Here is a 23,283-nt window from a genome sequence, read left to right as displayed (position 1 = left end):
TACCATTTTATCCGGTTGGGAGAAAAGCAGATTCGCAAAAGGGCGCGAGTGTCAATTCTCCCAATGATCCTATTGGTAGTTAAGCATGAGATTTTGGCAGTTGAGCAAACTTTTCTGAATATATTGTGACTGTCAAATCTTGATCTTCACGATTAGCGAGCGATCGCTTCACGTCACCCAGGTAAAGTGGTATAGAAAGACCTGGTTCTGGGTGGATAATGGTACGCGCCCGAACTGTTAGCTGATTATCTCCCTGTCTACCCGAACGACCAAAAGAATAGAGGTTACTCGCAGCTTGAAGTAGTGTAGCTTCTACTTCGTCAGGTGAAAGTTTGGGTGATATGGCGATTACTGCTTGGTTTGAACCATTATCGTAGACTAGGGTGTATTTAGCTGAACCTGGAATCACGGTACGACTCAAAGGCACTATTGACAGCGAAAATAAACCAACAGTCAGCACCAACATAAAGCCAGTTATACCTACTAGCCGAAAGCGGATACCCCATTTAAACAGAAAAGCGAGTATTGCCAAAACAGCAAATACCAGCGTGGCAATACCCGACCATTGAGTATATTGAAAAAATTCAGCTGTTGTAAGCATACAGATTGGCTACTTGGGTGTTTTTCCGTTCATGATTGACACACCTATTTTACCGTTGACGGTTCGTAGTAAGGACTTTAGTCCTGATTTTTCTAAGGACTAAAGTCCTCTCTACGAGACGCTACGCGAATACTACAAACTTGGTTATCCCTCAATTCAAATTTGATGACCCTCTTGATTTTGACTTTTGCGTAGCGGTGTTAGTATCCCTGCTACTTTTTCAATATTGTCGGCAAGTAATTGATTGATGTCCTGCATCAGAGATGGAAACATTTATCCAAAAGTTTGCCGGACATTTTTCCAGGGAATCACCTATTATAATTTGAATATTTTCTGCTAGTTGACAACGCTGGAATTGACCTTTTTTATCAAAATATATATAACTTTCAGCTTTACATGGGAAAGTAGATATTCCTGAAGCTGAAGATAGTTGTAATGTTGTATTTTGGTTAATAATACAGGTGTATAAAGAACCATTGGAATAACGAATAATAGTATCATTTTCACAGCTAATGGCAGCTTTAGCTGGTGGAGAAATAGCAAAATTTAGCCCAAATATGCTTAATATTAGAAAGTTTGAATAGAGGATTTTCATGGAAGTAGATGCCGATTAACTAACAAAAAATAGACATAAAAAATGGCATCTTAAAAAAGATGCCCGTTATGCAGGAAAACCCCCAAAGGGTTGTCCCTACACCTTCCCAACAATCAGCAACAGTGACTAATTTAGGTTAGTCACACTCACAGTCACAAACGTGAATGTAATCATCTTATGAACTACAACCTATAAATAACCGCAGTGTAACCACGGAAAATTATCTGCGGTAATAAATTCATCTAGTGGTTAAACTTACTATTCAGTTAATCTTGATTGCTTGTCAGTTTATGATGAGCTTGATTGGAGTGATATACAGTACCGCAAATTGCTGCCATCAATAACCAAGAGATGGTATTTAATCTAAAGTCGAAAAGAGTAACATCAACAGTGTTAAATAGCAACCATTCCACAAAAATTACAAGATAACTAAAAAAGATTAATTTATTGGGAATGTGAGAGTTTTGTAAAAGTTGGATACCTGTAAACAATATCCAGCCTAGTAAGCCACAAAATAATAAAGTGCTTGGTAATCCAGTTTCCGCAGATAGCATCAAAAACAAATTATGGGGATGACCCAAATCAATGTTCATGTGGGCTTTATAGAGGGCTGTAAAATTACGCAATCCCCATCCTGTCCAGGGATCTTGCTGAGTCAAAGACCATGCAAACTCCCATTGGGTTTTTCGCATTAAGGCGACTGGTCTATCTGGATATAAATTATCGTTTAACCTTGCCCAAAAGAAGGAGGGAACGATGCGGCGGAAGATTTGAGCTATGGGGTTAGGAGCAAAAGCTGCCAACAAAACACTAGCAACGACTCCAGACACAGCAACTACCAACAACCGCCAACCTTGATAAAGTGCAAAAGCTAAACAGGCAATAATTGCGATCGCCCATCCATTGCGCGAGTTAGTCAAAATTAAGGCGGCGAAGTCGGCAATTAGAATGATAGGGAGTAGGGAGTAGAGATTAGGGAGTGAGGATTTATGTTTATTCCTGATACCCAGTCCCCGTTCCAGCCACAAACCTAATCCTAGGGTAAAGACAATTGCTAAATATGCCGCAAAAAGATTGGCGTGCATGAAAATAGCTGACATTCGGCCTGGGGGAATTCCGCCGGGTGCGATCGCTACATCGACTAAAACCCACAAAACCTGTAACTGTAATGTCCAGCCAAAAAACAACTGTCCAAAACCCATAATTACAACTGGTACAGAACCAATCACAAAAATCTCAGCTATGCGTCTTAATTGAGCGATGCTTTGAATTAGTGCGGTCAAACCAGAAAATAGCCATAAAAATGGCAATAAATTAAATAAGCCGACAAAAGCGGCCGTTTTATCTAGGGCAAAACTAGCAGATATAAACAATAAGACACTAAATACACCAAACCCACGATTAATGGGAATGCGAATAATCGTGCGGTATTGCTTAATCCAAGTAAGCAGTGAGGCCACAGCTATAGCCACAAATCCCAAAAAGGGACTTAGTGGGAATATTAGTAGACCGATTTGCAGGCAATTCCAAGGTAACTGCAAATTCGGGTTGGGATGATAAACAGCTGACTTCAAGCTATCTCCCAACATTCGCTACGGGTGAGCCGAATTTGTGCCAAAGCAAACACAGTGGGGATGATCCGACCGTAATTAGTCGTAATCATTCTCCAACCTAAGTCTGCAAAAAACCATGCCCACATCATTGGCCCCACGACGGAGAATATACCGCGAACGGCTGTATATCGAGCTGCACTCAAGGTCATACCTCGCCGTGCCATTTGTAAAGTTACATAACTTTGAAACTGTGTTTTTGCTGCTTGAGAGCCTGCAACTACCGCATTTTTGGCTACTTCATATGTTGCAAAGTGGAGAGCAAATTGACGGGCAATTTGTTGTAAAAGCAATGGTTTAACGATGGATGTGACAGCCAAGGCACTACCACCTTTAAACAACAAACTCAAGGGGTCATGTTGTAATAAAGGTGGTAAGGGTTCTGTCATATCTGACTTCACCATCTGATTCTGCAATTGAAAAGTCAATTTTTGCTTTTCATTTTCTGGTAATTTTTTCCAAACTTGTCCCAGCAGATACAAAAATACTTCGGCTTCTAAATCAATGGTTGTTAAATCTTGAGAATAGGGAATTTTTAAATACTTACAGACTTGAATCAGTGCTTGACGATAAGTCATCTGGTCTGTTTGTCCCCGTAAGACCGTCATCCCATCGGCGGCTAAAAAGCGAAAACGGCTTTCTAATGAGTCTAGCCAAGCTTGGTGGTTCTGGCTTTGGACTTCGATGGGTTCAGGCGTATGAACATAATCTAAAGGATTAAACTTACGGCTAAACAGAATTGCGGTTAAATCTTGCAATTCATCTTCGGTTGCTAACTCTAACGCCGCCCTCAGCTCATCCAATTTCCCTTCCTCCTTTTCATACAGCGTATCTGTAACCTATTCTACTATTAGCTTTTGGTAGTCAATAGTAGTTTTTTGTACAAGTGCTAATGAATTTTGCTGACAAATTAGGCATATTCTAACGGTAAATCTCTTTATACCCGCAAACTAAACCTAGATTTTTCTAACTTCTTGCATAAATTTTTCACCTCAATCTGATAAATCAACAGGGTTCACATTTAATCACCACATCAAACCCTCAAGTGTGATGAAAAACACTTAACTGTTGTTCTAACTTCAATCCAAATCGAGGTAAATTTATGTTAGTTTCTACTTTTGAGCTTCTCGTTAAACCGCAGTTTCCGAAAGCAGCAAACCTGCCAGTACAAGTACCACCAAGTTTAAAGGCTGATATTGAAAAACTCAGCCGCACTGTAATTCAGGGTTATTTTTTAACTTTGAGCAATCTCAATGCCTTTGAGGTAACTGTGTCCCTTGTATTCACAATAGTTTCTAATCCTCCTGTGAATATTAAGGAACTCGTTGCTTTCCTGGATGTAGATGAGACTAATATGCTGGCTGAACTTGAGCCTGATCTTGCTCCTAACAAAATCAGATTCACAAGAACGATTAAACCTGGTGATACTGGGTTATTTCTGCTGCAACCAAACATCCTCAAGGAAGGATTATTGGCAAAGGCAAATTTTGAAGTGCGGGGATATGTAGAGGTATTTATCTCTTCACTTTCCACTGGATATAATTCTGCTAAATTGCTATTGACTCCTGAGCATAGAGGCACATTCTACAAGAGTTTAGACGTAGATGGTGCTAAAGTTCAACTAGATCAAATAGCATATTCTCTGCCTACAGCTCATGGTGGTTCTTTGTTTGAGCTTAGTTTCCACTAGAGCTTGAACAATTATACCAATTCAATAAACCCAAGCGCAAAACCTTTAATGGTTTTGATTTGGTGAATTTTTAAGCAAAATTGGTGTAATTGATCAATCTAATATCCCCGTTTGCTGCAACGCACTATTGATATTGGTGCGTTGCTTTGTGCTGTAGAACAATCTAAAAGTTTAATATTGTCTAGTAGTCTTTCAAATTTTTAATTTTTAATTTTTAATTCGGAGCGAAGCGACGTGACTGATGTTGTAGTGATTGGTGCGGGTATGTCAGGATTAATCTGCGCCCAGCAGTTAAGTCGAGCCGGATATTCGGTGGTGGTTGTGGACAAGTCTCGTGGTTTAGGAGGAAGACTCGCTACTCGTCGGTTATATGAAACTAGAGCAGATCATGGGGCTTGTTATCTCAATCCCAAAGGTGAATTATTTACCAGTCTCGTAGATTTATTATGCGATCGCCATATCTTAGAAGTCTGGACAGATACAGTTTACGAGTTCACTACAGATACTGGTGTATCTGCACCTCAAAATCGTAGTCCTCGTTATGTTGCGCCTGCGGGGATGAGTGCGATCGCTAAATTTCTGGCTCAAGATTTAAATATCTTGCTCAATCAGCGCGTTACAGCTATTAACCCCACCAATGAGAACCATTGGCGGATCACTCTTGAATCCAGCCGCGAGGAATTAACAGCTAAAGCTTTAGTAATTGCTATTCCTGCACCCCAAGCTTTGATGCTGCTAGCACCATTGGGTGAGAGTATTTTGAATCAAAAATTTCTGGAAAATTTAAGTTTGGTAGAGTTTTATCCATCTATTAGTGTGATGACTGGCTATCCTGCTACATCACAACCGCTACCAGATTGGAAAGCCATCAGCTTTATAGATGATGCTGTTTTGGGATGGATTGGTTTAGATAGCAGCAAACGTCATCAATCTCCACAAGCTGTATTTGTGGTGCAAAGTAGTGCCAGTTTTGCTCAACAGCATCTAGAATCATCGGACTTACAACCTATAGGAAAACAGATGTTGGAATATGCAGCCACAATATTAAAACTTCCTTGGCTGCATACCCCTGAATGGATGCAGGTTCATCGTTGGCGTTATGCCTTTCCTAGTATTCCTTGGCCAGAAAAAGTTCTCAACGCTGAGTCTGCTTTGCCTTTAATCTGCTGTGGAGATTGGTGCGGTGGCAATCTTGCAGAAGGTGCGATGCTGTCTGGATTTCGTGCATCTCAAGAAATTAACGATTATTTAGAAAATTTCACCCTACCAGATATGAACTTTTTCAAAGATTTTACTTAATTATTACATCTATCGTTAGACTGGTTGCTCGATATAGTAAGTCTCATCATTGTGACTTACTAATTTTTTTAAAGCCTAATAATGATGTTTGACAAAATCCATAGATGATATTGCCAAGTTTATATGCAAATGTTGATCCTGATTTTACATAAAGAATATTCACAATTATCAGGGGTCTACTTTCACTATTAGTTCACAGTCATTAATGTTTTTACTCCGTTTTTATATTGATCCCCAACTATTTATAATTAGTTTTATGTAGATTTTTATTAAAATCTCATAAATTTGAAAAAATTAAAATATAAATGTGAAATATCAGTACATTACTTAGTTGATTAGAGTGTTTGATCAGTAGTTATGCTGTCAAAATCATCAAATTCCTAAAAAAACAGTAGAGCCAGGTACGTGGTATTCTACTCAAATAAAAAGTTCGTTTACGGTCGGAATCTCAGTAGCTAGCAGTAAAAGTTGGCTATTAAGATAGTTGATTGCCTACACCTATTACGTGAATGAAAAGATAAAAAAGGAGTTAAAAACTTATGAAAACAGTAGTCAATTTAACACAGCAATCAGTCCTAGGAGAGATTGAAAATGTTTTGGATACATATTCATATCATCCTTATCAACAAGCGTTTGCAATTCCTGATTTACGACAAGAGTTAATTGCTTTTGTCCTGAACCGAATTCCTTGCTTTTATAGTGCAGTATCTGAATTACAACTAATCCCGTCAAGTTGCAATCAAGAAAGTCAGGTTAATCAAAAGTTACCTCGCAGTGCTTTAGAACAGCAACTACACGTCCAAAATTTGATTCACCAAGGCATTTACGCTATCTTTCAAGAAAAATCCGCTTGGATTGGCGATCGCCTTTGCAAATCAGTTGAGCCTAGCTGTGAACCATCTCACTGGTTTGGTTAATACTGAGCAAAAAAATGGAACATGGATGCAAAATTTAATTTTTTTGAAGGGTAATGGCATCCATCAGGTTTTTTAGATAAGCTCTTGCCAAGAATAAACTAAGTAGATAATTCGTGGCAAGGGCTTAAGAATAAGTATGAAATAATAGCTGATTTAAGTAGATGCGATTGCCTACGGTACTGGCAAAGCCAATCACCTATAGTGGTGCGGAGCATCGCTGCTCATTTAATTCCTGATGTCAAAAATGATTATTGCCTGACTCTAGATTTCGTGTATCTGAAGCTATAAAATAGGCGATCGTCTACACTCTAAGAAGTGAAAAGATGATAAAACTATTTATCCTAGCTGATGACGTTCTTCTTCTACAAAGAATGTTTCAATGTTTTCAAATAAAGAACGTTCTTGTTCTTCGTATTCTGGTTGCATCATTTCTACAACGTAGATAAGTTCACCACGGGCTTGATCCGGTGTTCTTCCCCAGGTATGACAATTACATATTGACGGTAGATGGGTAGCAGTATATGTGCCATGATCGCCGGGACGGGTTGTAGTGGTGTAGTCTTGCTGCGGCTTCATAGAAATAGTGTGAGGTTTAAATTACATATTCAGTGTATAAGCAAAATCCCCAAATTAGGAAAAATCAGGTGCGACAAGTATAAAACGAAATCGTACTGTGACAATTTATATCAAAGCTGGATCATGAATCAAAATATCAACTATCAAGATTCTGCATTAAAAGGTCTGAAGATTGTTAATAGAGAACTCCTAAATGCTTGGGTAATTGCGCGTTTACTACCTGATATGCGAAGGTTGACTGTTGCTAGCTTCCGCAGTCGTTCTCATGCAGAAGTTTATTTGCGAAATTTGCGTCAACTCATCCCTGATGCTCACTTTGTGGTGGTTTTTGATTGTCAACACGACGAAACTGCGATTTAAGTTATGTAAAGCGATGGCGTAGCCTCTCGTAGAGATGACAGTTACGCCAACGCCCTCATATATAGATATCTCTTTACCCTGCGATAACTCTACAATATAGGCAGTTGCTATTATCGCCTCACTACATTTACGCTGATGAACAATAAGAGCAAGCCAGACTGGGCTGGTGAAAGTTTACTCTCCAATTTCGTTAATTTATTAATTCAGACCAAACCAATTTACGGTGTGATGAAACACCAAGCAAGGCAAGTCCTGATCAAAACGGCTGAAAAAAATGGGATTCCCTGGCGTAAAAATTATGAGGCACTCAAAGCATCGGTAGGACAACAACTGTTAGCAGCAGTGACGAACCCGCGTGTTGTATATCCCGACTATTACAAAGTTCCTTTTCATGCTTACTCTGAGGGGAATCTGTGTTGGGATGCTGCTTTTGAAACGGAATCAGCTACCTATGCAATGGCGTTGCGGGTATGGCCACAAGAAAACCTGACTTGGCAAGATGCCCATGCTAGACTCAGAGGCACTTTTCATGATGCTTTGGGGACATACGCACCTCAGCCAGTCAAAGATATTTTAGATATTGGCTGTTCTGTAGGCGTATCTACTTTAGCTCTACATCGTTATTATCAAAGCCGGGAAAGATATCCAGTTCGCACAGTGGGTTTAGATTTGTCTCCTCATATGTTGGCTGTAGCTAGAACTAGAGATGTTAATAGTGAGATAGCCGAGTGGATTCATGGTAGGGCAGAAAATACGGGTTTACCAGATAACTCCTTTGATTTGGTAACTCTCCAGTTTGTCACCCATGAACTCCCCAGTTACGCCAGCCGGGAAATCTTCGCGGAGGCTAGAAGGTTACTCAGACCTGGTGGTTATATTGCCTTGGTAGATAATAACCCGCGATCGCCTGTCATCCAAAATCTACCCCCTGTCTTGTTCACTCTCATGAAAAGCACTGAGCCTTGGAGTGACCAATATTACGTCTTTGATATTGAGGCAGCACTGCAAGAAGTAGGTTTCCTAGAACCTGTGACAGTTCCCAGTGACCCCCGCCACCGGACAATTATTTCTAGGAAGCCGCAGTTTTAACTCGGCCAGGTGATTATAAATCGCGCGCCACTTGCTATAAGTCGGAAACCCGCCCAAAGCAGTGGCTTGGCTACACAGACGAAATCTGCCGACCCAGGTTTAAAAACCTGAAATTTCTGTTAGTCCGCGCAGGCGGACTTTTCTACAGGACGCTACGCGAATGTCTGTTTAGTAGCGAATTATATTCTGCCCAAAACTTTTAAAACTATCCGACAGGGCATTTGAAAAATCTACCGCACTCTTGAAATAAATCTCCGGCTTCTCTACCAATCCCAAATCAATCACTTCAGCTAACTTTTGTGGCATACTTGCATTACATTGACGAAACAGATATTCAGTTGATTAATTTGATTGCAACCAATTAAGTAAATCCGTCATGTTAGTAAAATCTAACAAAGCTTCACCAAGGTTTTCTAATTGGTTTACAGAAAGAGCTTGGACACGCTCTTGTAGCTCTAGTGAAATTTCACCAACTCGTTTTTTGAGTAGTTTTAAAATAATCGCCTGTTCACCTTCTTGTCTTCCTTCTTCTTTCCCTTCTTCTCTTATCTTCTTTTTGGGCTTGAATCTCAACGTGGATTAATAACCATATTTCTTCACCTTGGATTTGCTAAACTTTGACTAATTGATCAGCATATCGCTTTCCTTGTTCGGCTTCACGGGCGATTTGTTGAAATTCTGTGTTGAGAAATTCGTAGGGACGTTCCCAGTCGATTAATGCAGCCGTTTCCGGGAAGAAGAATTGCATGGCTTGGGGAAAATATGCTTCGAGAATTTCTTTCCACGGACTATCAAAATCTGCGCGTTCATTAGTATTTATCATTTGTTCTTGGTAGATGATATCTGACAAAAAATTAGGTTTAGTGAGCATCAGAAACTAAACCTACTGCTAATATATATATGGTGAAATAGCAAATGCGATCGCTGAAATAACAAACGCGATTACCAAAATAACAATTTTGTGCGTCAGTATGAATATTCTCGTTGTGTAATCAGGTTTTCTCGCACTGACGCACCCTACATTAAAAAGGATAGGATGGGGAAAAGCTAAAGATTTGTGCTATCAATAACAGTTTTGATTAATCATGACTACTCTGCAAGTTGCTTCTTCCCTGACTACGATCGCCCAACAAACTCGCCAAGCTGCTAGTAAACTGGCTATTCTCTCGACTGAGGCGAAAAATCAAGCGATCTCCTCCATTGCCCAAGCTTTAGAATCGGCAAAAGATGAGATTGTGTCTGCAAACATTGCTGATTGTGAAGCGGCGACGGCTGCGGGTATCGCCAAACCCCTGTATAAAAGGTTGCAGTTGGATGAACATAAGTTAAGAGATGCGATCGCTGGGGTGCGAGATGTTGGTAAGCTAGCTGATCCTGTGGGACAGGTGCAGATTCACCGAGAACTCGATACTGGCTTGGTTCTTAAGCGGGTAACTTGTCCTTTGGGTGTGTTGGGGATTATTTTTGAAGCGCGTCCAGAGGCGGCGATTCAAATTGTCTCTTTGGCGATTAAATCAGGTAATGGTGTCATTCTTAAATGTGGTAAAGAAGCTGTACATTCTTGTGAGGCGATAGTCAAGGCGATTAAACAAGGTTTATTGCAAACAGATGTTAGTCCTGATGTGGTGCAATTACTCACAACTAGAGAAGAAACTTTAGAACTTTTAAAATTAGATAAATATGTAGATTTAATTATTCCTAGAGGTTCTAATTCTTTTGTCAGGTTTGTCCAAGAAAATACACGCATTCCTGTACTTGGTCATGCTGATGGGATGTGTCATCTGTATGTAGATAAAGCAGCCGATATGAAGAAAGCTGTGCAGATTGCTGTTGATGCTAAAATCCAATATGCTGCGGCTTGTAATGCTATTGAAACGATATTAGTACATCAAGCGATCGCACCGGAATTTCTGCCGAAAGTCGCCGCAGCATTGCAAGCAGTTGATGTGGAGTTACGCGGTGATGAGGGTACTTTAAAAATATTACCTGATATTGCGCCTGCTATTGATGCCGATTGGGAAACAGAATACAGTGATTTGATTTTGGCGGTAAAGATAGTAGACTCTTTAGAAACTGCGATCGCTCACATTAACGAATATGGTTCTCGTCATACTGATGCGATTGTCACGGAAGATTTAGCGACAGTAGAAACATTCTTTGGCTTAGTCAATTCCGCCGGAGTTTTTCACAATTGTTCTACCCGATTTGCTGATGGTTTTCGTTATGGTTTTGGTGCAGAAGTCGGGATTAGTACCCAACAAATGCCGCCTCGTGGCCCTGTCGGCTTAGAAGGATTAGTCACATATAAATATCAAGTGACTGGTGATGGACATATTGTTGCTACCTACACCGGGGCAAATGCTAAAGCCTTTACCCATAGAGATTTAGTTTAAAACATCTCTGTGTCTCTGTGTCTCTGTGGTTCAAAAATAATTCACCACAGAGGCACAAAGGCACAGAGAATTAAACTAATGCTTTTAGCAATGCTTGAAGTTTGAGTTGAATTTCGGCAAATTCGCGATCAGGATCAGAACCCGCAACAATACCTGCACCTGCATAAAGTCTAGCGCGATCGCCATTAATTAATGCGGAACGAATCCCCACAATAAACTCACAGTTACCTTGGGAGTCTACCCAACCCAGAGGCGCAGCATATAAACCCCTCTCAAAGTTTTCATAACGGCGAATTTCAGTACAAGCAACATCTCTGGCTGCACCTGCTACGGCTGGTGTGGGGTGTAATTGGGCAACAATTTGTAATGGATGGACGTTAGCCGGAACGATCGCACTAATTGGTGTCCATAGATGCTGAATATTAGATAATTGTCGCAGACGAGGGGCTAATATTTGGGGTAATAATCCTAGTTGGGTGAGGCGTTGTGTAATAAAATTCATCACCAGTAAATGTTCATGTCTTTCTTTTTCGCTGTTGAGTAAGCGATTCGCATTAGCTGCATCTTCCGCAGGGGTTTTACCTCTGGGTGCAGAACCTGCTAAAGCATCAGTAATTAATTGCTGATTATGAATACTAATTAACCTTTCCGGACTCGCACCAATAAAGCTTTGTCCTTTATCATTACTGGTAGAGAAAATATAACAATTTGGATGGGTTTTACGCAGATTATTTAATGAATGAAATAAACTAAAATTCTGATTGGAGTTGACATCTAACACATCTGCTAGGACAATTTTACTAAGATGACTAGAATGAATTTGTTCTAAAACTGAAACTACAGAATGCTTGAAATGTTCTGTATTATTGACTGGTCTTTTCGTAAAAATAGCAGGGAAATAATCGGGATTTGGCGTATAACGTTTTAAGGAATGAAGAGATTCTATTTTATTGGTAAGCTTTTGTAAAAATAATTGAATATTAAAACTGGCATTAATAATAGTATTAATTACTAATATACATTGTTCATTTTTGACAGCTACTTGCCAACTTGGTAGAAAAACTGTAGCTGAAGGGAATGGATAATCAACTTGGTGAGTTTGATCAAAAAAGCTGAAATAACAAAAAAAGTGCGCTCCAGTGAAAGCTTCACTAGTATCACCAAAATTAATTATATTTTTTAGATTAGATTTAATAAAATATTCAGCTTGAGTAAAGCGGTCTTTGCCATTAATTTGGATTTTTTTGACTGCGTCGATTGCTGCGATCGCTTCACCTTTGACTTTATTCTCAAAGTAAAAATTTATTTCATTTGCTTGCGCTAATTTATCTAATACTCTTAAGGGATCAACCCAGTCAATTGCTAGGGAAATGCTCACAATTTGCCTACAATTATTTTTGAGGCAGTTTTCTTGAACAGCTAACAAAAATTGGTAGAGGTCTTTTTGTTCTACAACGAAGTTACTACGACATGGTGAAACTGTCATAAATCTAGAAATAGTAAATTTTTTTTAAGTTATCTTCCTAAAGTGTAATTAAACATGGTCGTATTTCTACAGGTAGCATATTCAGTCACCATTTCACCAGAGTATGGTTTGCTTTGTTTATGGTGTTTCCAAACCATGACAAGCTAGGCTTAATCTTTTGCTGCCAACAAAAAAGTGTAAAATTTGTCATAGGAGGTTAAGAATTTGTAACATAGTGCTGTAAAGCCCTGCGGGCATAGCTGCGCTTAGAGCGGTAGCGCGGCGTTTAGCTGGTTCTGAGTGAGTGTAGATGATTGATCCAACTTACTTTCAACTAATACACTGAACTAAATAGAAAGTATATTACGCATCACTCAGCATCAATAAAATATGAGTAAATTTTTGGTAGTTTAACTAATCAGGACTGATGACTACAAAACAAATTTCTCGTCCCAAGACTAAATTATGGATGGCGGCAATTAAACCGCCAATGTACAGTGTGGCAATTATGCCGATTTGGGTTGGCACATCTGTAGCATTTGCGGAAAATAAAAGTTTTAATGTAGGCGTATTTTTTACTTTTGTAGCCGCCGCAATTTTAATTTTGGCGTGGGAAAATATCAGTAATGATGTATTTGATTCAGAAACAGGTATTGATATAAATAAACACCACTCGCTGGTGAATCTAACTGGTAAGAAGACTTTAGTATTTTGGTTAGGAAATTTGTGTTTGATTGGTGGTTTGTTAGGGATATTAGCGATCGCCACCTGGCAAAAAGACCCGACAGTGATCGGCATCATTCTGTTGTGCTGTGCCTTGGGCTATATGTACCAAGGGCCTCCCTTCCGTCTAGGATATCAAGGTTTAGGTGAAATTCTCTGCTTTTTCGCCTTTGGCCCTTTGGGCATCACCGCCGCATACTACAGCCAAACGAGAACTTGGTCAGTCACAAGTTTAGCCGCCTCAGTAATTGTTGGCGTTGTCACCAGTTTAATTTTATTTTGCTCACACTTTCACCAAGTTCAAGATGACATCGCCGCCGGCAAGCGATCGCCTATCGTCCGTTTAGGTACAGCCACAGGTGCAAAAGTCCTCACTTGGTTGACAGCTAGCATTTACCCACTCACTTTGTTCTGTGTAGTATTAGGCATTTTCCCAGTATGGACATTGTTAAGTTGGCTAAGTCTCCCCTACGCCTTCAAATTGTGTCGCCACGTCCAAGAAAATCACAACCAGCCCGAAAAAGTCAGTAATTGTAAATTCATTGCTGTAGCTGTGCATTTTTGGAGTTGCTTGTTATTAGGTGTCGGATTTGCGATCGCCGGCGTGTAAAGGAGGTAGAGGGTAGGGCGCAAAAGGGAGGTTATTTGCAGTTGTCATGAAGCTGTCATGTTGAGCGAAGCGAAACATCTCATTTTCGGACTTTTGCAACAGGACTACTATGTACCAATTTGAGTTTCGTCCTATCGCCCGAAGATTTGCGCGATCGCTTGTTACCAGTCATGGTGTATGGGAAATTCGTGAAGCCATTATTCTCAGGTTGCGTGATTCCAATGGTAAAGTCGGCTGGGGAGAAATCGCCCCCATTAGCTGGTTTGGTTCGGAAACTCTAGCACAAGCTTTAGATTTCTGTCACCGACTCCCCCAAGAAATCACAGCAGCAAATATTTTCTCGATACCCGATGATTTACCTGCGTGTCAATTTGGCTTTGAGTCAGCATTAGAGGGATTGGGGAACTCGGGGCCCCCTCTGGGGATAAGGGGTAATGGGGACTTAATGAAAGAACTTTCTACCTTGACTTCCACCAATGCCCAATACAGTGCCTTACTCCCAGCCGGGGAAGCCGCAGTACATCAATGGCAAACTCTTTGGCAGCAAGGATATCGCACGTTTAAATGGAAAATTGGCGTAAATGATATTAGTCAAGAACTCCAAGTATTTGATTTACTGACGCAAACCTTACCAAATTCCGCCAAACTGCGCTTAGATGCTAACGGTGGATTGAACTATGAACAAGCGCAATTATGGTTACAAACTTGTGATAATCTGCGAGAAAATTCAAAATCGGCTGTGAAAATTGAATTTATCGAACAACCGCTACCTGTGGCAGATTTTTTCGAGATGTTGGCGTTGAGTCAGTGCTATCATACCGCGATCGCATTAGATGAATCTGTCGCCACACTCCAGCCACTTGCAGAGTGTTATCAAAAAGGTTGGCGAGGAATTTTCGTAATTAAACCTGCCATTGCGGGTTCACCCTCGCGTTTAAGAAGATTTTGCCAACAGCATGAAATTGATGTAGTGTTTTCATCAGTATTTGAAACTGCGATCGCCAGAAAAGCTGCACTCAGACTAGCAGCAGAACTATCCCACCACGATAGGGCTGTTGGTTTTGGCATCAATCACTTTTTTACCCAAGCAGAAAATGACACCTGGCCACAAAGTCTATTTTCATCACTTAATACACCATGATTTGCTAATTGGTGATGACAACCAAGAACTTCAGCAACTTGCCACCAAACTATATGCCGAACTCACCCAATTATCAACAGATATTCAACCCCTAAAAATCATCCTCGCCGAACGAGAACCAGTCAGATTTTTAGCCGGATTTATCGCCGCCTGTGCAGCCAATTGCCAAGTATTTTTATGTAATCCCGACTGGGGTGAACAAGAATGGCATCAAGTATTTAACTTAGTGCAACCCGATATTATTTGGGGCATAGGGCTTGAGACTGACTTTCCCCAGTCCCCAGTCCCCAATCCCCAGTCCCCTCTCATCATGATTCCCACTGGTGGTTCATCGGGAAAGATTAAATTTGCTATGCACACTTGGGAAACTCTCACCGCATCAGTGCAGGGATTTACAGAATATTTTCAGCTACAACAAGTAAATTCTGTTTGTGTTTTGCCGTTGTATCATGTTAGTGGTTTAATGCAGTTTATGCGTGCTGTAATCACTGGCGGTAAAATAGTAATTTTGCCATTTAAATCAATAGAATTAGCTCAAAAATACCAGATTAATCCTCAAGATTTTTTCATATCTTTAGTACCAACTCAATTACAAAGACTTTTCCAAAATCAAGAATTAACTTCATGGCTAGCTAAATTCAAAACTGTTCTTTTGGGTGGTGCGCCTGCTGGGGATGAATTATTAGAAAAAGCTAAATTTCATTGTATCCGTCTATCCCCCACCTATGGCATGACAGAAACAGCTTCTCAAATTGTCACCTTAAAACCTGATGATTTCTTAAGTGGTAAAACTGGCAGTGGTCAAATTATTCCCCATGCTAAAGTAAAAATTTGCAATCCTCAAAGAGAAGTTTTATCAGCCAATCAAAGAGGTATTATTACCATTCAAGCTAAATCTTTAGCTCTTGGTTATTACCCCTCTTTCTGGAATAACCAAGATGATTTTTCTGTAGATGATGTAGGTTTTTTAGATGAACAAGGTTATTTAAAAATTGTTGGGCGTAACGGCGATAAAATTATCTCAGGTGGAGAAAATATTTACCCCATAGAGATTGAGTCAGCCATATTTAGCACACAAATGGTTATTGATGTGTGTGTAATTGGTATACCTGATCAATATTGGGGACAAGCATTAACAGCCATTTATATTCCTAAAAATACAAAAATTACTTCTGGGGAAATTAAAGCCGCACTCGATAATCAACTCAGCAGATTTAAAATACCCAAATACTGGATTTCTCTAGATACATTACCTCGTAATGCTCAAGGTAAAGTCAATCGCCAAAACCTACAACAAATAGCTACAGAATTTCTCGGAAAATGAAAATCTTAATTTAATAACTGTTAGAAGCTTGATTAATCCAATCTAAAATGGCTTGGTTTACTTGCTCTGGACATTCATCATGGGGACAATGGCCTACATCTTCTAAATTAAGTAGTTGTAGCCGTTCGTTATACTGAGCAAATCGACTGGCCAGTATAGGCGGGACAAATCGGTCTTTTTGTCCCCAAATTAGCAACATGGGAATTTTTATGTTTGGTAACAGTGCTTTCACACTAGGACTAAAATTAATTGCGATCGCAGCTTTAAATAATGCACTAAAAGCACGGGCTGAACCCCTATCTTGGGGAGGGCCTGCTAGAATATCTATCAGTTCGTCAGTGATGGCTTCGGGATGAGCATAAGCCAAACTAGCCCAGCGACGTAATACACTTGGTTGACGCACAAAGTAAAATACAGGCTTTAAAAAGAGTGGAGAAGCAACAATATTTTTAATTGTCTTCACTAAAGGGCGCAGAATAGGCGGAATAGCTTCTTGCTCTAATGATGGGTCAGGTAAACTCATCATCACAATCCCTTTTACCATATCTGGATGAGCTGCGGCGGCGGCTAACGAAACTAGAGAACCATTGGAATTGCCCACCAAGACAACTGGTTGACGGATAAAAGCTTGCCAAAATTCATATACCTGCTCTACCCATAGTTCTATACTATAGTTGGCAGGAGCTTTTTCTGAACCCCCAAAACCGAGCATATCGAGAGCATAGACTGTGTGATATTCGCTTAAAGCTTCTAAGTTATGTCGCCAATGACCGATAGAAGCACCAAAACCGTGTAATAAAATCAGAGGTGTTGTTTTTTGGTGATTTTGACTGGCGCGAATATAAGTATAACGAATTTGCCAACCACGCCATACCCAATCTCTTTGATTCCCAACTCTTTGTTGCCAGTTTATTGCGATCGTCACGTCGCTACGCTCCGAATTGAAAATTCAAAATTAACCCGTTTCTTAGACATTGCTGTCTGTTAACTTCCATGTTAAAGGCTAGAGCAGAGATTTAGGAGCGACAAGGGAGACAAGCAGAAAAAAATTTTTCTATGCCTAATGACTATTTGCTTGTATAATTTATTACTTATAATTGATAAATAAAATCTGGAGATGGTATGTAATTTCTCTATTTGGGGAATATACACTCAGCGTTTACAGGTAAACAAATTGAAAAATAATTGTTACAATATTTAATGTTTCTCTAGGTTGTGTGATTTAAATTAACTATTGCAGAGAAATTCTCTGAGAGTGAGTAGAATAGCAAATACAGAGACAAGCAAGTTACTCTGTGGACTAGCTAACCCACAACTATAGACTTCTGATGAAGTCCTTGGTTATTTTAGTGTTGTGCTTATGAGCCACAACCAAGCAAAATCCAGCTAATCCAGCCCAAACCACATTCTTCACAAAGGAATCCCGTTAATTATAATGCCTGTGATTGAGAAAAAAAGAACTCGCGATCTGCCCCAAATTAACGAAAGAATTCGCTTCCCCAAAATTCGAGTCATTGACACTGACGGCTCTCAGCTAGGAATTCTGACTCCCCAGGAAGCTCTGCAACTAGCAGAAGACAAGGAGCTGGATCTAGTGCTGCTCAGTGACAAGGCCGACCCGCCAGTATGTCGGATTATGGACTATGGGAAATATAAATTTGAGCAGGAGAAGAAAGCGCGGGAAGCCCGGAAAAAGCAGCATACAGCCGATGTTAAAGAAGTCAAGATGCGCTACAAGATAGAAGAACATGACTATAACGTGCGTGTTAAACAAGCAGAACGCTTCTTGAAAGATGGAGATAAAGTCAAGGCGACTGTGATGTTCCGGGGGCGAGAGATTCAACACAGTGACTTAGCAGAAACCTTACTCAAGCGGATGGCTACGGATTTAGAGCCATTTGGTGAAGTACAACAAGCACCTAAAAAAGAAGGGCGCAACATGATGATGCTGATTTCGCCTAAAAAATAATTAACAGTGCTGAGTAAGTTCAGTCAAGTAATTTACTACTGAAAATATTAAATCTGATAGTCCTGAACTCTGAGTGGGAAACATAATACTCAGTTGTTCAGGACTTTTGCCATTTTTAATGGAATTGAAAAATCATTCGTTGGCTGCAAAGAATAATTTGCTAGCACAACTATTAAAATGGGTGAATCTACGACCAGAAGAAGGCAGACGGACTTGGATGATGTTTGCCTTTTATACAACTGTATCTATAGGGTTACGATGGGCAGAAGATAGTACAGTCGCACTGTTTTTAGATGAATACGGGGTTGGGCCATTACCTTGGATGTATATAGCTAGTGCTTTTATGGGTGTCGCACTAGTTTTTTTATATTCTTGGTTGCAAAAGATTTTTCCGTTACGCTGGGTAGTGGTGGCGATCGCACCTTGTATGGTGACACCGTTAATCTTGCTAGTATTACTACACTGGAAACTACATATTTCCTACCTAGCTGTGATTCTGGTGTTTCTATTGCGGCTATGGGTAGATTCTTTATATGTAGTCAATGACCTCAATACTTCTATTGTCGCCAACCAACTATTTAATATTCGTGAAATTAAACGCACCTACCCCATAGTTAGCAGTGGTGTACTAGTAGCAGATGTAATTAGTGGCTTTAGCTTACCTTGGTTGCTGCAATTTGCCCGACTCAATCGTGTGATTATCATCGCCTGTGGGGTGATGTTCTTAGGATCGGCAATTCTGGCTTATTTAACCTATCAGTACCGAGATGCTTTTCCCGATGCGCCACAGCGCATACTTCCCCAAGAAGAAGCCTCTCGACACCGCCGCCTCGAAGCCCCACTCAAGCGTTACATATTACAGTTATTTGCCTTTGTTGGTCTTTTGCAAGTCATTGGCTTATTAATCGATTTTCAATACCTGCAAGAACTGAAGTTAAACTTGGGTGACAAAGAATTAGCGGGCTTTTTAGGCTTATTTGGTGGTATTGTCGGACTTTGTGAGTTAGCCACTCAGTGGTTTTTCTCTAGTCGCCTCATTGAACGCTTTGGGGTGTTTTTTAGTGCAGCCCTGTTACCTGTGGCTGTAGGCTTTGTTGTCCCAGGACTGATTGCGGTACTGAATATATTACCGGGAATGCAATCCGTCGCTTTTTTCTGGGGACTAGTAGGGCTGAAATTTACAGATGAACTGCTACGTTATACCTTTGTTGTCAGTAGTGGCCCGGTATTATACCAACCCATACCCGAACGTATTCGCAGCCGAATGCAGGCTTTATCTGGAGGTTCAGCCGAAGCGATCGCTACAGGTTTGACTGGATTAGTAATATTTTTGACTTTGGTGATTGGGGGAAATTTTGTCGCCGCACCCGTCCAAAAATGGATATTTATTGCCGAGACAGCCATTGTCGCAGTTGCTTGCTTACGAGTAGTTTGGGTATTGCGATCGCGCTATGTAGATTTGTTGGTATTGAGTGCGGAACGCGGTGAACTGAGTGCTTCTAAGGTGGGATTACGCGCCTTTAAGCAAGCAGTAGTCAAAGCTTTAGAAGAAACAGGTAACGCCGCCGATAAACATTCTTGTATTGACCTGTTAGCCCAAATTGATCCCCACGGAGCAGCTGAAATTTTAGCAGGATTATTATTCAAACTCTCCCCAGACTTACAGTATCGCAGTTTAGAGGTGATGCTAGCAGTAGGTGCAAAACCTGAATATATCTCAGAAGTGCGCTGGTTGCTAGAACGACCCCCTAGTGTTGTCAATCTAGAAGTTTTCGCTTTGGCGTTACGTTATGTCTGGCTAGCGGAAGCTCATCCCAATCTCAGTCTCCTAGAAGAATACCTCCACCCGCAACAGCATTCACTCATCCGTGGAACTGCGGCTGCTTTGCTGCTCCGTCAAGGAACACCGATGCAAACATTAGCAGCTACCAAAACCTTACGTTGGATGCTGACTCATAAGCAAGAACTAGAACGGATGAATGGAGTCAAAGCTTTAAGAGAAGCAGTGTATTTACAAGCCTTGCGGATTCACATACCCAATCTGTTACAGGATGAATCCCTACGGGTACGTTGCGCTGTTTTAGAAATGGTGGCAAAAAACAGAATGGAGGAATATTATCCTGCACTTTTAAAAGCACTTTACTATAAATCCACCCGTGAAACTGCGATGCGTGCCTTAGTCAAAATGGAGAATGAAGCATTGGAGATGCTGTTGCAATTAGCCACCAATGTTTACAAACCAGAAGTATTGCGGATGTATGCTTGGCGGACTATAGCGCACATTTCCACCCTAGAAGCACTAGACACTTTATGGTTACATTTAGAATCTTCCTGGGGTGGGACTAGGTATCATATTCTTCGTAGTTTGTTAAAAATCCAAAAACAATCAGAAATTACTAATTTAGTCGATAGATTCCAGCACAGTCGAGTAGAAACTTTAATTAATCAAGAATTAAAATTTTTAGGTGAAATTTACGCGGCGTACATAGACTTACAACCACAACAAACTTTAGAAAGTTATCAAACACAAGAGCGAGTTGTGATTGTATACGAACTATTACAACGGGCTTTAGAAGAAATGGAATGGGATATTAGAGAGAGATTGCTGCTGTTATTGCGGCTATTATACTCCCCAGAAAAAATGCAGGCGGCGGCTTTTAATTTAAGGTCTGAGTCAGGAGTTAACTTAGCACGGGGGTTAGAGATATTAGAGCATACAGTGAATTTACCCACCAAATCATTGCTGTTGAATATTTTAGATAAGCGATCGCCCCAAGAAAAACTCCCTTATCTAGTAGAAGCAGGATTTATGGAATATCAACCGTTTACAGCCAGTGAAAGACTGCGCCGGATGCTGACTTTAGGGAATTTTTTCTCAGATTGGTGCTTGGCTTGCTGTTTTCATTTTGCTCAAGTCAACCGCATTCGCCTGACAATTAATGAAATTTTACTAGCTTTGCGCCATCCTACTGGCTTTGTCAGAGAAGCTGCGATCGCTTATTTAAGCGTAGTATCCCAGCGCGTCCTCTTAGAACTATTGCCCAAACTACAACAAGATTCACACCCACTTGTAGCCAATCAAGTTCAAGAGTTAATCAAGAAAAACTCTAGTGAACATCCCCAAGAACTTAAAAAAATCAATGTTTAATCACTAACTTTTTTTGCAACAATCTGGTAAAAATGTTCAGATGATAAGAAGTGTAGAATCCTACCAGAAATTTCCCTATGGTAATTGAATCAGCAATTGGAGAGGAAGCGATCGCCTCTAATCTCAAGCAGTTTCTTCTAGTGCTGTCGGTATCTTTAGGGGTGGCAACCCTACCACAGATATTTAACTGGTTTCGCCAGATACCCTACACCTTACTTTTAGTCATTGTAGGCTTAGGTTTGGCGGTGGTTGATGTCCGCCTAGTTATTCTTTCTCCAGCCTTAATTCTGTTCATTTTTTTACCACCCCTCTTATTTGAAGCTGCATGGAATCTGAAATGGTCAGACTTGAAGCAAGAATTTATCCCCATTTGTCTGTATGCGGTGTTGGGGGTGGTAATTTCCATTGCGGGGGTAGCAATTGGACTCAATCAACTAGCTGGATTATCTCTCACCACAGCTTTGCTCATTGCTGCGAGTCTTTCTGCTACTGATCCTGTTTCTGTAACGGCTTTATTTCGAGAATTAGGCGTAAGCAACCGCCTCGTTACCCTCATGGAAGGTGAAAGCTTATTTAATGATGGCATGGCAGTAGTTGCCTTTGGTTTTTTGGTAGCCTTGCCTTTAGGAAATGCCGAATTAGGACTACAGCCTGTTTTGTTGGAGTTATTTCAAGTCGTTGGTATTGGTTTAGCCGTGGGTGGTTTAATTGGTTTTGGTATTTCCTACCTCACCCAACGCTTCGATTTACCAATGGTCGAACAATCTCTAACCTTGGTGTCCGCCTATGGTACTTACCTAATTACTGAAGACTTGGGTGGTTCTGGGGTGATTGGAGTTGTCACCACAGGCTTAATTTTAGGTAACTTTGGTTCACGCATCGGCATGAATCCCCGCACCCGGATTATTGTGTCCGAGTTTTGGGAATTTTTAGCCTTTTTCGTTAATTCCATCGTCTTTTTGCTGATTGGCGACCAAATGCGCTTTGCCAGTCTCGGAGAAAACCTACAAATCATCGGTGTGACAGTTGCTGCCATGATTTTAATGCGAGCTGTAGCAATTTACATTCTCAGCTATGTCAGTCAAACTATCACCAAATCAGTAATTTCTCTATCCGAACAAACTACTCTGTGGTGGGGTGGGTTACGCGGTTCTGTTTCCATAGCGTTGGCATTGAGTGTACCAGCAGTTTTACCAGATCGAGACAAAATTATTGCGATCGTATTTGGAGTAGTTTTATTTACCCTACTCATTCAAGGATTGACCATCAAGCCATTAGTCAAACAGCTAAATTTGCTAGGCGATGCACCCCTACGGGAACAGTATTTAGAAATGGTTGCTCGTAATATCGCCTTAGAACGAGTTCTGAAATATCTCCAAACAGAACAACATCCTGGTATTAACCCGGAGTTTGTCCGCTACCAAGAAAAACTCATCACTGGTGAGATTGAGCAGATGCAAACCAAGATTGACAAATTACAAGATGAGTACCCCAATATCCAGAACTTTATCACTGAACAGTTTCAAGAAAAACTATTGGCCGTTGAGGCAGATACCTATGCAGAATTTGTCAAATCCGGTAGGTTAAATAAAGAATTAGCACCCATGCTGGAAAATGTTTTGCCGCATGATAGGTGACAGGTGACAGGTGATAGCTAGAGGAATTAAACATTTAGCACAGGCTAACGTCCCACTTACTACTCACTACTCACTACTCACTACTCACTACTCAGCACTCATCATTCACTACTCATTACTCACTACTCAGCACTCA

The 23,283-nt window shown here is 40.5% G+C and carries 20 protein-coding genes and 1 pseudogene; 12 read left to right on the top strand and 9 right to left on the bottom strand.

From position 1 onward, the window contains the following. Nucleotides 1-79: 79 nt before the first annotated feature. The 4 genes from ACM0OR_RS19470 to ACM0OR_RS19455 all read right to left on the bottom strand — a co-directional run bounded on the left by ACM0OR_RS19470 (nt 80) and on the right by ACM0OR_RS19455 (nt 3,609). A complete protein-coding gene (locus ACM0OR_RS19470) occupies nt 80-601 on the bottom strand; it encodes a Ycf51 family protein (protein ID WP_414578136.1) in 522 nt (173 codons plus the stop codon). 220 nt (nt 602-821) lie between these two features. Beyond that, nucleotides 822-1,196 (bottom strand): hypothetical protein, encoded by a 375-nt coding sequence (locus tag ACM0OR_RS19465; RefSeq protein WP_414578135.1) that lies wholly within the window; start codon nt 1,194-1,196, stop codon nt 822-824. 266 nt (nt 1,197-1,462) lie between these two features. Further along, nucleotides 1,463-2,785, bottom strand: coding sequence for an O-antigen ligase family protein (locus ACM0OR_RS19460; RefSeq protein ID WP_414578134.1), 1,323 nt, complete (start codon nt 2,783-2,785; stop codon nt 1,463-1,465). Then, complete coding sequence (locus tag ACM0OR_RS19455; protein WP_323265681.1) at nt 2,767-3,609, bottom strand: YaaW family protein; 843 nt, start codon at nt 3,607-3,609, stop codon at nt 2,767-2,769. The genes ACM0OR_RS19460 and ACM0OR_RS19455 overlap by 19 nt, the downstream gene beginning before the upstream one ends. Before the next feature lie 299 nt (nt 3,610-3,908). On the opposite strand from ACM0OR_RS19455, the gene ACM0OR_RS19450 reads away from it, so the two are divergent. The 3 genes from ACM0OR_RS19450 (at nt 3,909) to ACM0OR_RS19440 (ending at nt 6,712) form a co-directional block, all read left to right on the top strand. After that, nucleotides 3,909-4,496 (top strand): hypothetical protein, encoded by a 588-nt coding sequence (locus tag ACM0OR_RS19450; RefSeq protein ID WP_323265682.1) that lies wholly within the window; start codon nt 3,909-3,911, stop codon nt 4,494-4,496. A 234-nt stretch (nt 4,497-4,730) separates the two neighbouring features. Further along, on the top strand, nt 4,731-5,795 hold the full coding sequence (locus ACM0OR_RS19445) for an NAD(P)/FAD-dependent oxidoreductase (RefSeq protein ID WP_414578133.1): 1,065 nt from the start codon (nt 4,731-4,733) through the stop codon (nt 5,793-5,795). 539 nt (nt 5,796-6,334) lie between these two features. Next, nucleotides 6,335-6,712 carry a hypothetical protein gene (locus ACM0OR_RS19440; RefSeq protein ID WP_323265684.1) on the top strand — a complete coding sequence of 126 codons (378 nt, stop codon included), beginning with the start codon at nt 6,335-6,337 and terminating at the stop codon, nt 6,710-6,712. Nucleotides 6,713-7,048: 336 nt separating this feature from the next. Here ACM0OR_RS19440 and ACM0OR_RS19435 read toward each other — a convergent pair whose 3' ends face one another. Beyond that, the gene (locus ACM0OR_RS19435; protein ID WP_190705713.1) at nt 7,049-7,288 is read right to left on the bottom strand and encodes a hypothetical protein; all 240 of its coding nucleotides are present in this window, start codon (nt 7,286-7,288) and stop codon (nt 7,049-7,051) included. 123 nt (nt 7,289-7,411) lie between these two features. On the opposite strand from ACM0OR_RS19435, the gene ACM0OR_RS19430 reads away from it, so the two are divergent. After that, a complete protein-coding gene (locus tag ACM0OR_RS19430) occupies nt 7,412-7,648 on the top strand; it encodes a hypothetical protein (RefSeq protein ID WP_190705717.1) in 237 nt (78 codons plus the stop codon). Between the two features lie 135 nt (nt 7,649-7,783). Continuing rightward, complete coding sequence (locus ACM0OR_RS19425) at nt 7,784-8,737, top strand: class I SAM-dependent methyltransferase (RefSeq protein ID WP_414578131.1); 954 nt, start codon at nt 7,784-7,786, stop codon at nt 8,735-8,737. A 168-nt stretch (nt 8,738-8,905) separates the two neighbouring features. On the opposite strand, the gene ACM0OR_RS19420 is transcribed toward ACM0OR_RS19425, so the two are convergent. Together ACM0OR_RS19420 and ACM0OR_RS19415 are read right to left on the bottom strand one after the other, a co-directional pair. Beyond that, the gene (locus ACM0OR_RS19420; RefSeq protein WP_414578129.1) at nt 8,906-9,043 is read right to left on the bottom strand and encodes a hypothetical protein; all 138 of its coding nucleotides are present in this window, start codon (nt 9,041-9,043) and stop codon (nt 8,906-8,908) included. Nucleotides 9,044-9,079: 36 nt separating this feature from the next. Continuing rightward, nucleotides 9,080-9,560, bottom strand: a pseudogene (locus ACM0OR_RS19415) (DUF4351 domain-containing protein). Between the two features lie 262 nt (nt 9,561-9,822). Between ACM0OR_RS19415 and ACM0OR_RS19410 the strand changes: the two are divergent. Continuing rightward, nucleotides 9,823-11,130 (top strand): glutamate-5-semialdehyde dehydrogenase, encoded by a 1,308-nt coding sequence (locus ACM0OR_RS19410; RefSeq protein ID WP_414578127.1) that lies wholly within the window; start codon nt 9,823-9,825, stop codon nt 11,128-11,130. A 70-nt stretch (nt 11,131-11,200) separates the two neighbouring features. Here the strand turns inward: ACM0OR_RS19410 and ACM0OR_RS19405 are convergent, their stop codons facing one another. Beyond that, a complete protein-coding gene (locus ACM0OR_RS19405; protein WP_190705726.1) occupies nt 11,201-12,616 on the bottom strand; it encodes an isochorismate synthase MenF in 1,416 nt (471 codons plus the stop codon). A 406-nt stretch (nt 12,617-13,022) separates the two neighbouring features. Here ACM0OR_RS19405 and menA point away from each other — a divergent pair, with 406 nt between their 5' ends. The 3 genes from menA to ACM0OR_RS19390 all read left to right on the top strand — a co-directional run bounded on the left by menA (nt 13,023) and on the right by ACM0OR_RS19390 (nt 16,393). Next, nucleotides 13,023-13,928 carry a 2-carboxy-1,4-naphthoquinone phytyltransferase gene (menA, locus tag ACM0OR_RS19400; protein WP_414578125.1) on the top strand — a complete coding sequence of 302 codons (906 nt, stop codon included), beginning with the start codon at nt 13,023-13,025 and terminating at the stop codon, nt 13,926-13,928. A gap of 109 nt (nt 13,929-14,037) precedes the next feature. After that, on the top strand, nt 14,038-15,069 hold the full coding sequence (locus ACM0OR_RS19395; RefSeq protein WP_414578123.1) for an o-succinylbenzoate synthase: 1,032 nt from the start codon (nt 14,038-14,040) through the stop codon (nt 15,067-15,069). Beyond that, nucleotides 15,023-16,393, top strand: a complete 1,371-nt coding sequence (locus tag ACM0OR_RS19390) for a 2-succinylbenzoate--CoA ligase (RefSeq protein ID WP_414578122.1) — start codon at nt 15,023-15,025, stop codon at nt 16,391-16,393. Before ACM0OR_RS19395 ends, ACM0OR_RS19390 begins: the two co-directional genes overlap by 47 nt. Before the next feature lie 10 nt (nt 16,394-16,403). On the opposite strand, the gene ACM0OR_RS19385 is transcribed toward ACM0OR_RS19390, so the two are convergent. Continuing rightward, nucleotides 16,404-17,318: an alpha/beta fold hydrolase gene (locus tag ACM0OR_RS19385; RefSeq protein ID WP_414578121.1), complete on the bottom strand. Its 915-nt coding sequence runs from the start codon at nt 17,316-17,318 to the stop codon at nt 16,404-16,406. Nucleotides 17,319-17,828: 510 nt separating this feature from the next. Here ACM0OR_RS19385 and infC point away from each other — a divergent pair. From infC to ACM0OR_RS19370, 3 genes are all read left to right on the top strand, one after another. Next, on the top strand, nt 17,829-18,362 hold the full coding sequence (gene infC, locus ACM0OR_RS19380; RefSeq protein WP_190705740.1) for a translation initiation factor IF-3: 534 nt from the start codon (nt 17,829-17,831) through the stop codon (nt 18,360-18,362). 118 nt (nt 18,363-18,480) lie between these two features. After that, nucleotides 18,481-21,510: an MFS transporter gene (locus tag ACM0OR_RS19375; RefSeq protein ID WP_414578120.1), complete on the top strand. Its 3,030-nt coding sequence runs from the start codon at nt 18,481-18,483 to the stop codon at nt 21,508-21,510. Between the two features lie 77 nt (nt 21,511-21,587). Further along, nucleotides 21,588-23,147, top strand: a complete 1,560-nt coding sequence (locus tag ACM0OR_RS19370; protein WP_414578119.1) for a cation:proton antiporter — start codon at nt 21,588-21,590, stop codon at nt 23,145-23,147. The last annotated feature ends 136 nt before the right edge of the window (nt 23,148-23,283 follow it).

The sequence above is a fragment of the Anabaena sp. CCY 9402-a genome, assembly GCF_963920945.1.
Classification (GTDB): domain Bacteria; phylum Cyanobacteriota; class Cyanobacteriia; order Cyanobacteriales; family Nostocaceae; genus Trichormus; species Trichormus minutissimus.
The sequence above is the reverse complement of the archived record's forward strand: the minus strand, read 5'-3'. Positions and strand labels throughout refer to the sequence as shown.

What these genes read in the sequence shown, in the direction of transcription:
- ACM0OR_RS19470 (WP_414578136.1), bottom strand. Translation starts at nt 601, where the DNA reads ATGCTTACAACAGCTGAATTTTTTCAATATACTCAATGGTCGGGTATT.
- ACM0OR_RS19465 (WP_414578135.1), bottom strand. Translation starts at nt 1,196, where the DNA reads ATGAAAATCCTCTATTCAAACTTTCTAATATTAAGCATATTTGGGCTA.
- ACM0OR_RS19460 (WP_414578134.1), bottom strand. Translation starts at nt 2,785, where the DNA reads ATGTTGGGAGATAGCTTGAAGTCAGCTGTTTATCATCCCAACCCGAAT.
- ACM0OR_RS19450 (WP_323265682.1), top strand. Translation starts at nt 3,909, where the DNA reads ATGTTAGTTTCTACTTTTGAGCTTCTCGTTAAACCGCAGTTTCCGAAA.
- ACM0OR_RS19440 (WP_323265684.1), top strand. Translation starts at nt 6,335, where the DNA reads ATGAAAACAGTAGTCAATTTAACACAGCAATCAGTCCTAGGAGAGATT.
- ACM0OR_RS19435 (WP_190705713.1), bottom strand. Translation starts at nt 7,288, where the DNA reads ATGAAGCCGCAGCAAGACTACACCACTACAACCCGTCCCGGCGATCAT.
- ACM0OR_RS19430 (WP_190705717.1), top strand. Translation starts at nt 7,412, where the DNA reads ATGAATCAAAATATCAACTATCAAGATTCTGCATTAAAAGGTCTGAAG.
- ACM0OR_RS19425 (WP_414578131.1), top strand. Translation starts at nt 7,784, where the DNA reads ATGAACAATAAGAGCAAGCCAGACTGGGCTGGTGAAAGTTTACTCTCC.
- ACM0OR_RS19420 (WP_414578129.1), bottom strand. Translation starts at nt 9,043, where the DNA reads ATGCCACAAAAGTTAGCTGAAGTGATTGATTTGGGATTGGTAGAGAAG.
- ACM0OR_RS19410 (WP_414578127.1), top strand. Translation starts at nt 9,823, where the DNA reads ATGACTACTCTGCAAGTTGCTTCTTCCCTGACTACGATCGCCCAACAA.
- ACM0OR_RS19405 (WP_190705726.1), bottom strand. Translation starts at nt 12,616, where the DNA reads ATGACAGTTTCACCATGTCGTAGTAACTTCGTTGTAGAACAAAAAGAC.
- menA (WP_414578125.1), top strand. Translation starts at nt 13,023, where the DNA reads ATGACTACAAAACAAATTTCTCGTCCCAAGACTAAATTATGGATGGCG.
- ACM0OR_RS19395 (WP_414578123.1), top strand. Translation starts at nt 14,038, where the DNA reads ATGTACCAATTTGAGTTTCGTCCTATCGCCCGAAGATTTGCGCGATCG.
- ACM0OR_RS19390 (WP_414578122.1), top strand. Translation starts at nt 15,023, where the DNA reads ATGACACCTGGCCACAAAGTCTATTTTCATCACTTAATACACCATGAT.
- infC (WP_190705740.1), top strand. Translation starts at nt 17,829, where the DNA reads ATGCCTGTGATTGAGAAAAAAAGAACTCGCGATCTGCCCCAAATTAAC.
- ACM0OR_RS19375 (WP_414578120.1), top strand. Translation starts at nt 18,481, where the DNA reads ATGGAATTGAAAAATCATTCGTTGGCTGCAAAGAATAATTTGCTAGCA.
- ACM0OR_RS19370 (WP_414578119.1), top strand. Translation starts at nt 21,588, where the DNA reads ATGGTAATTGAATCAGCAATTGGAGAGGAAGCGATCGCCTCTAATCTC.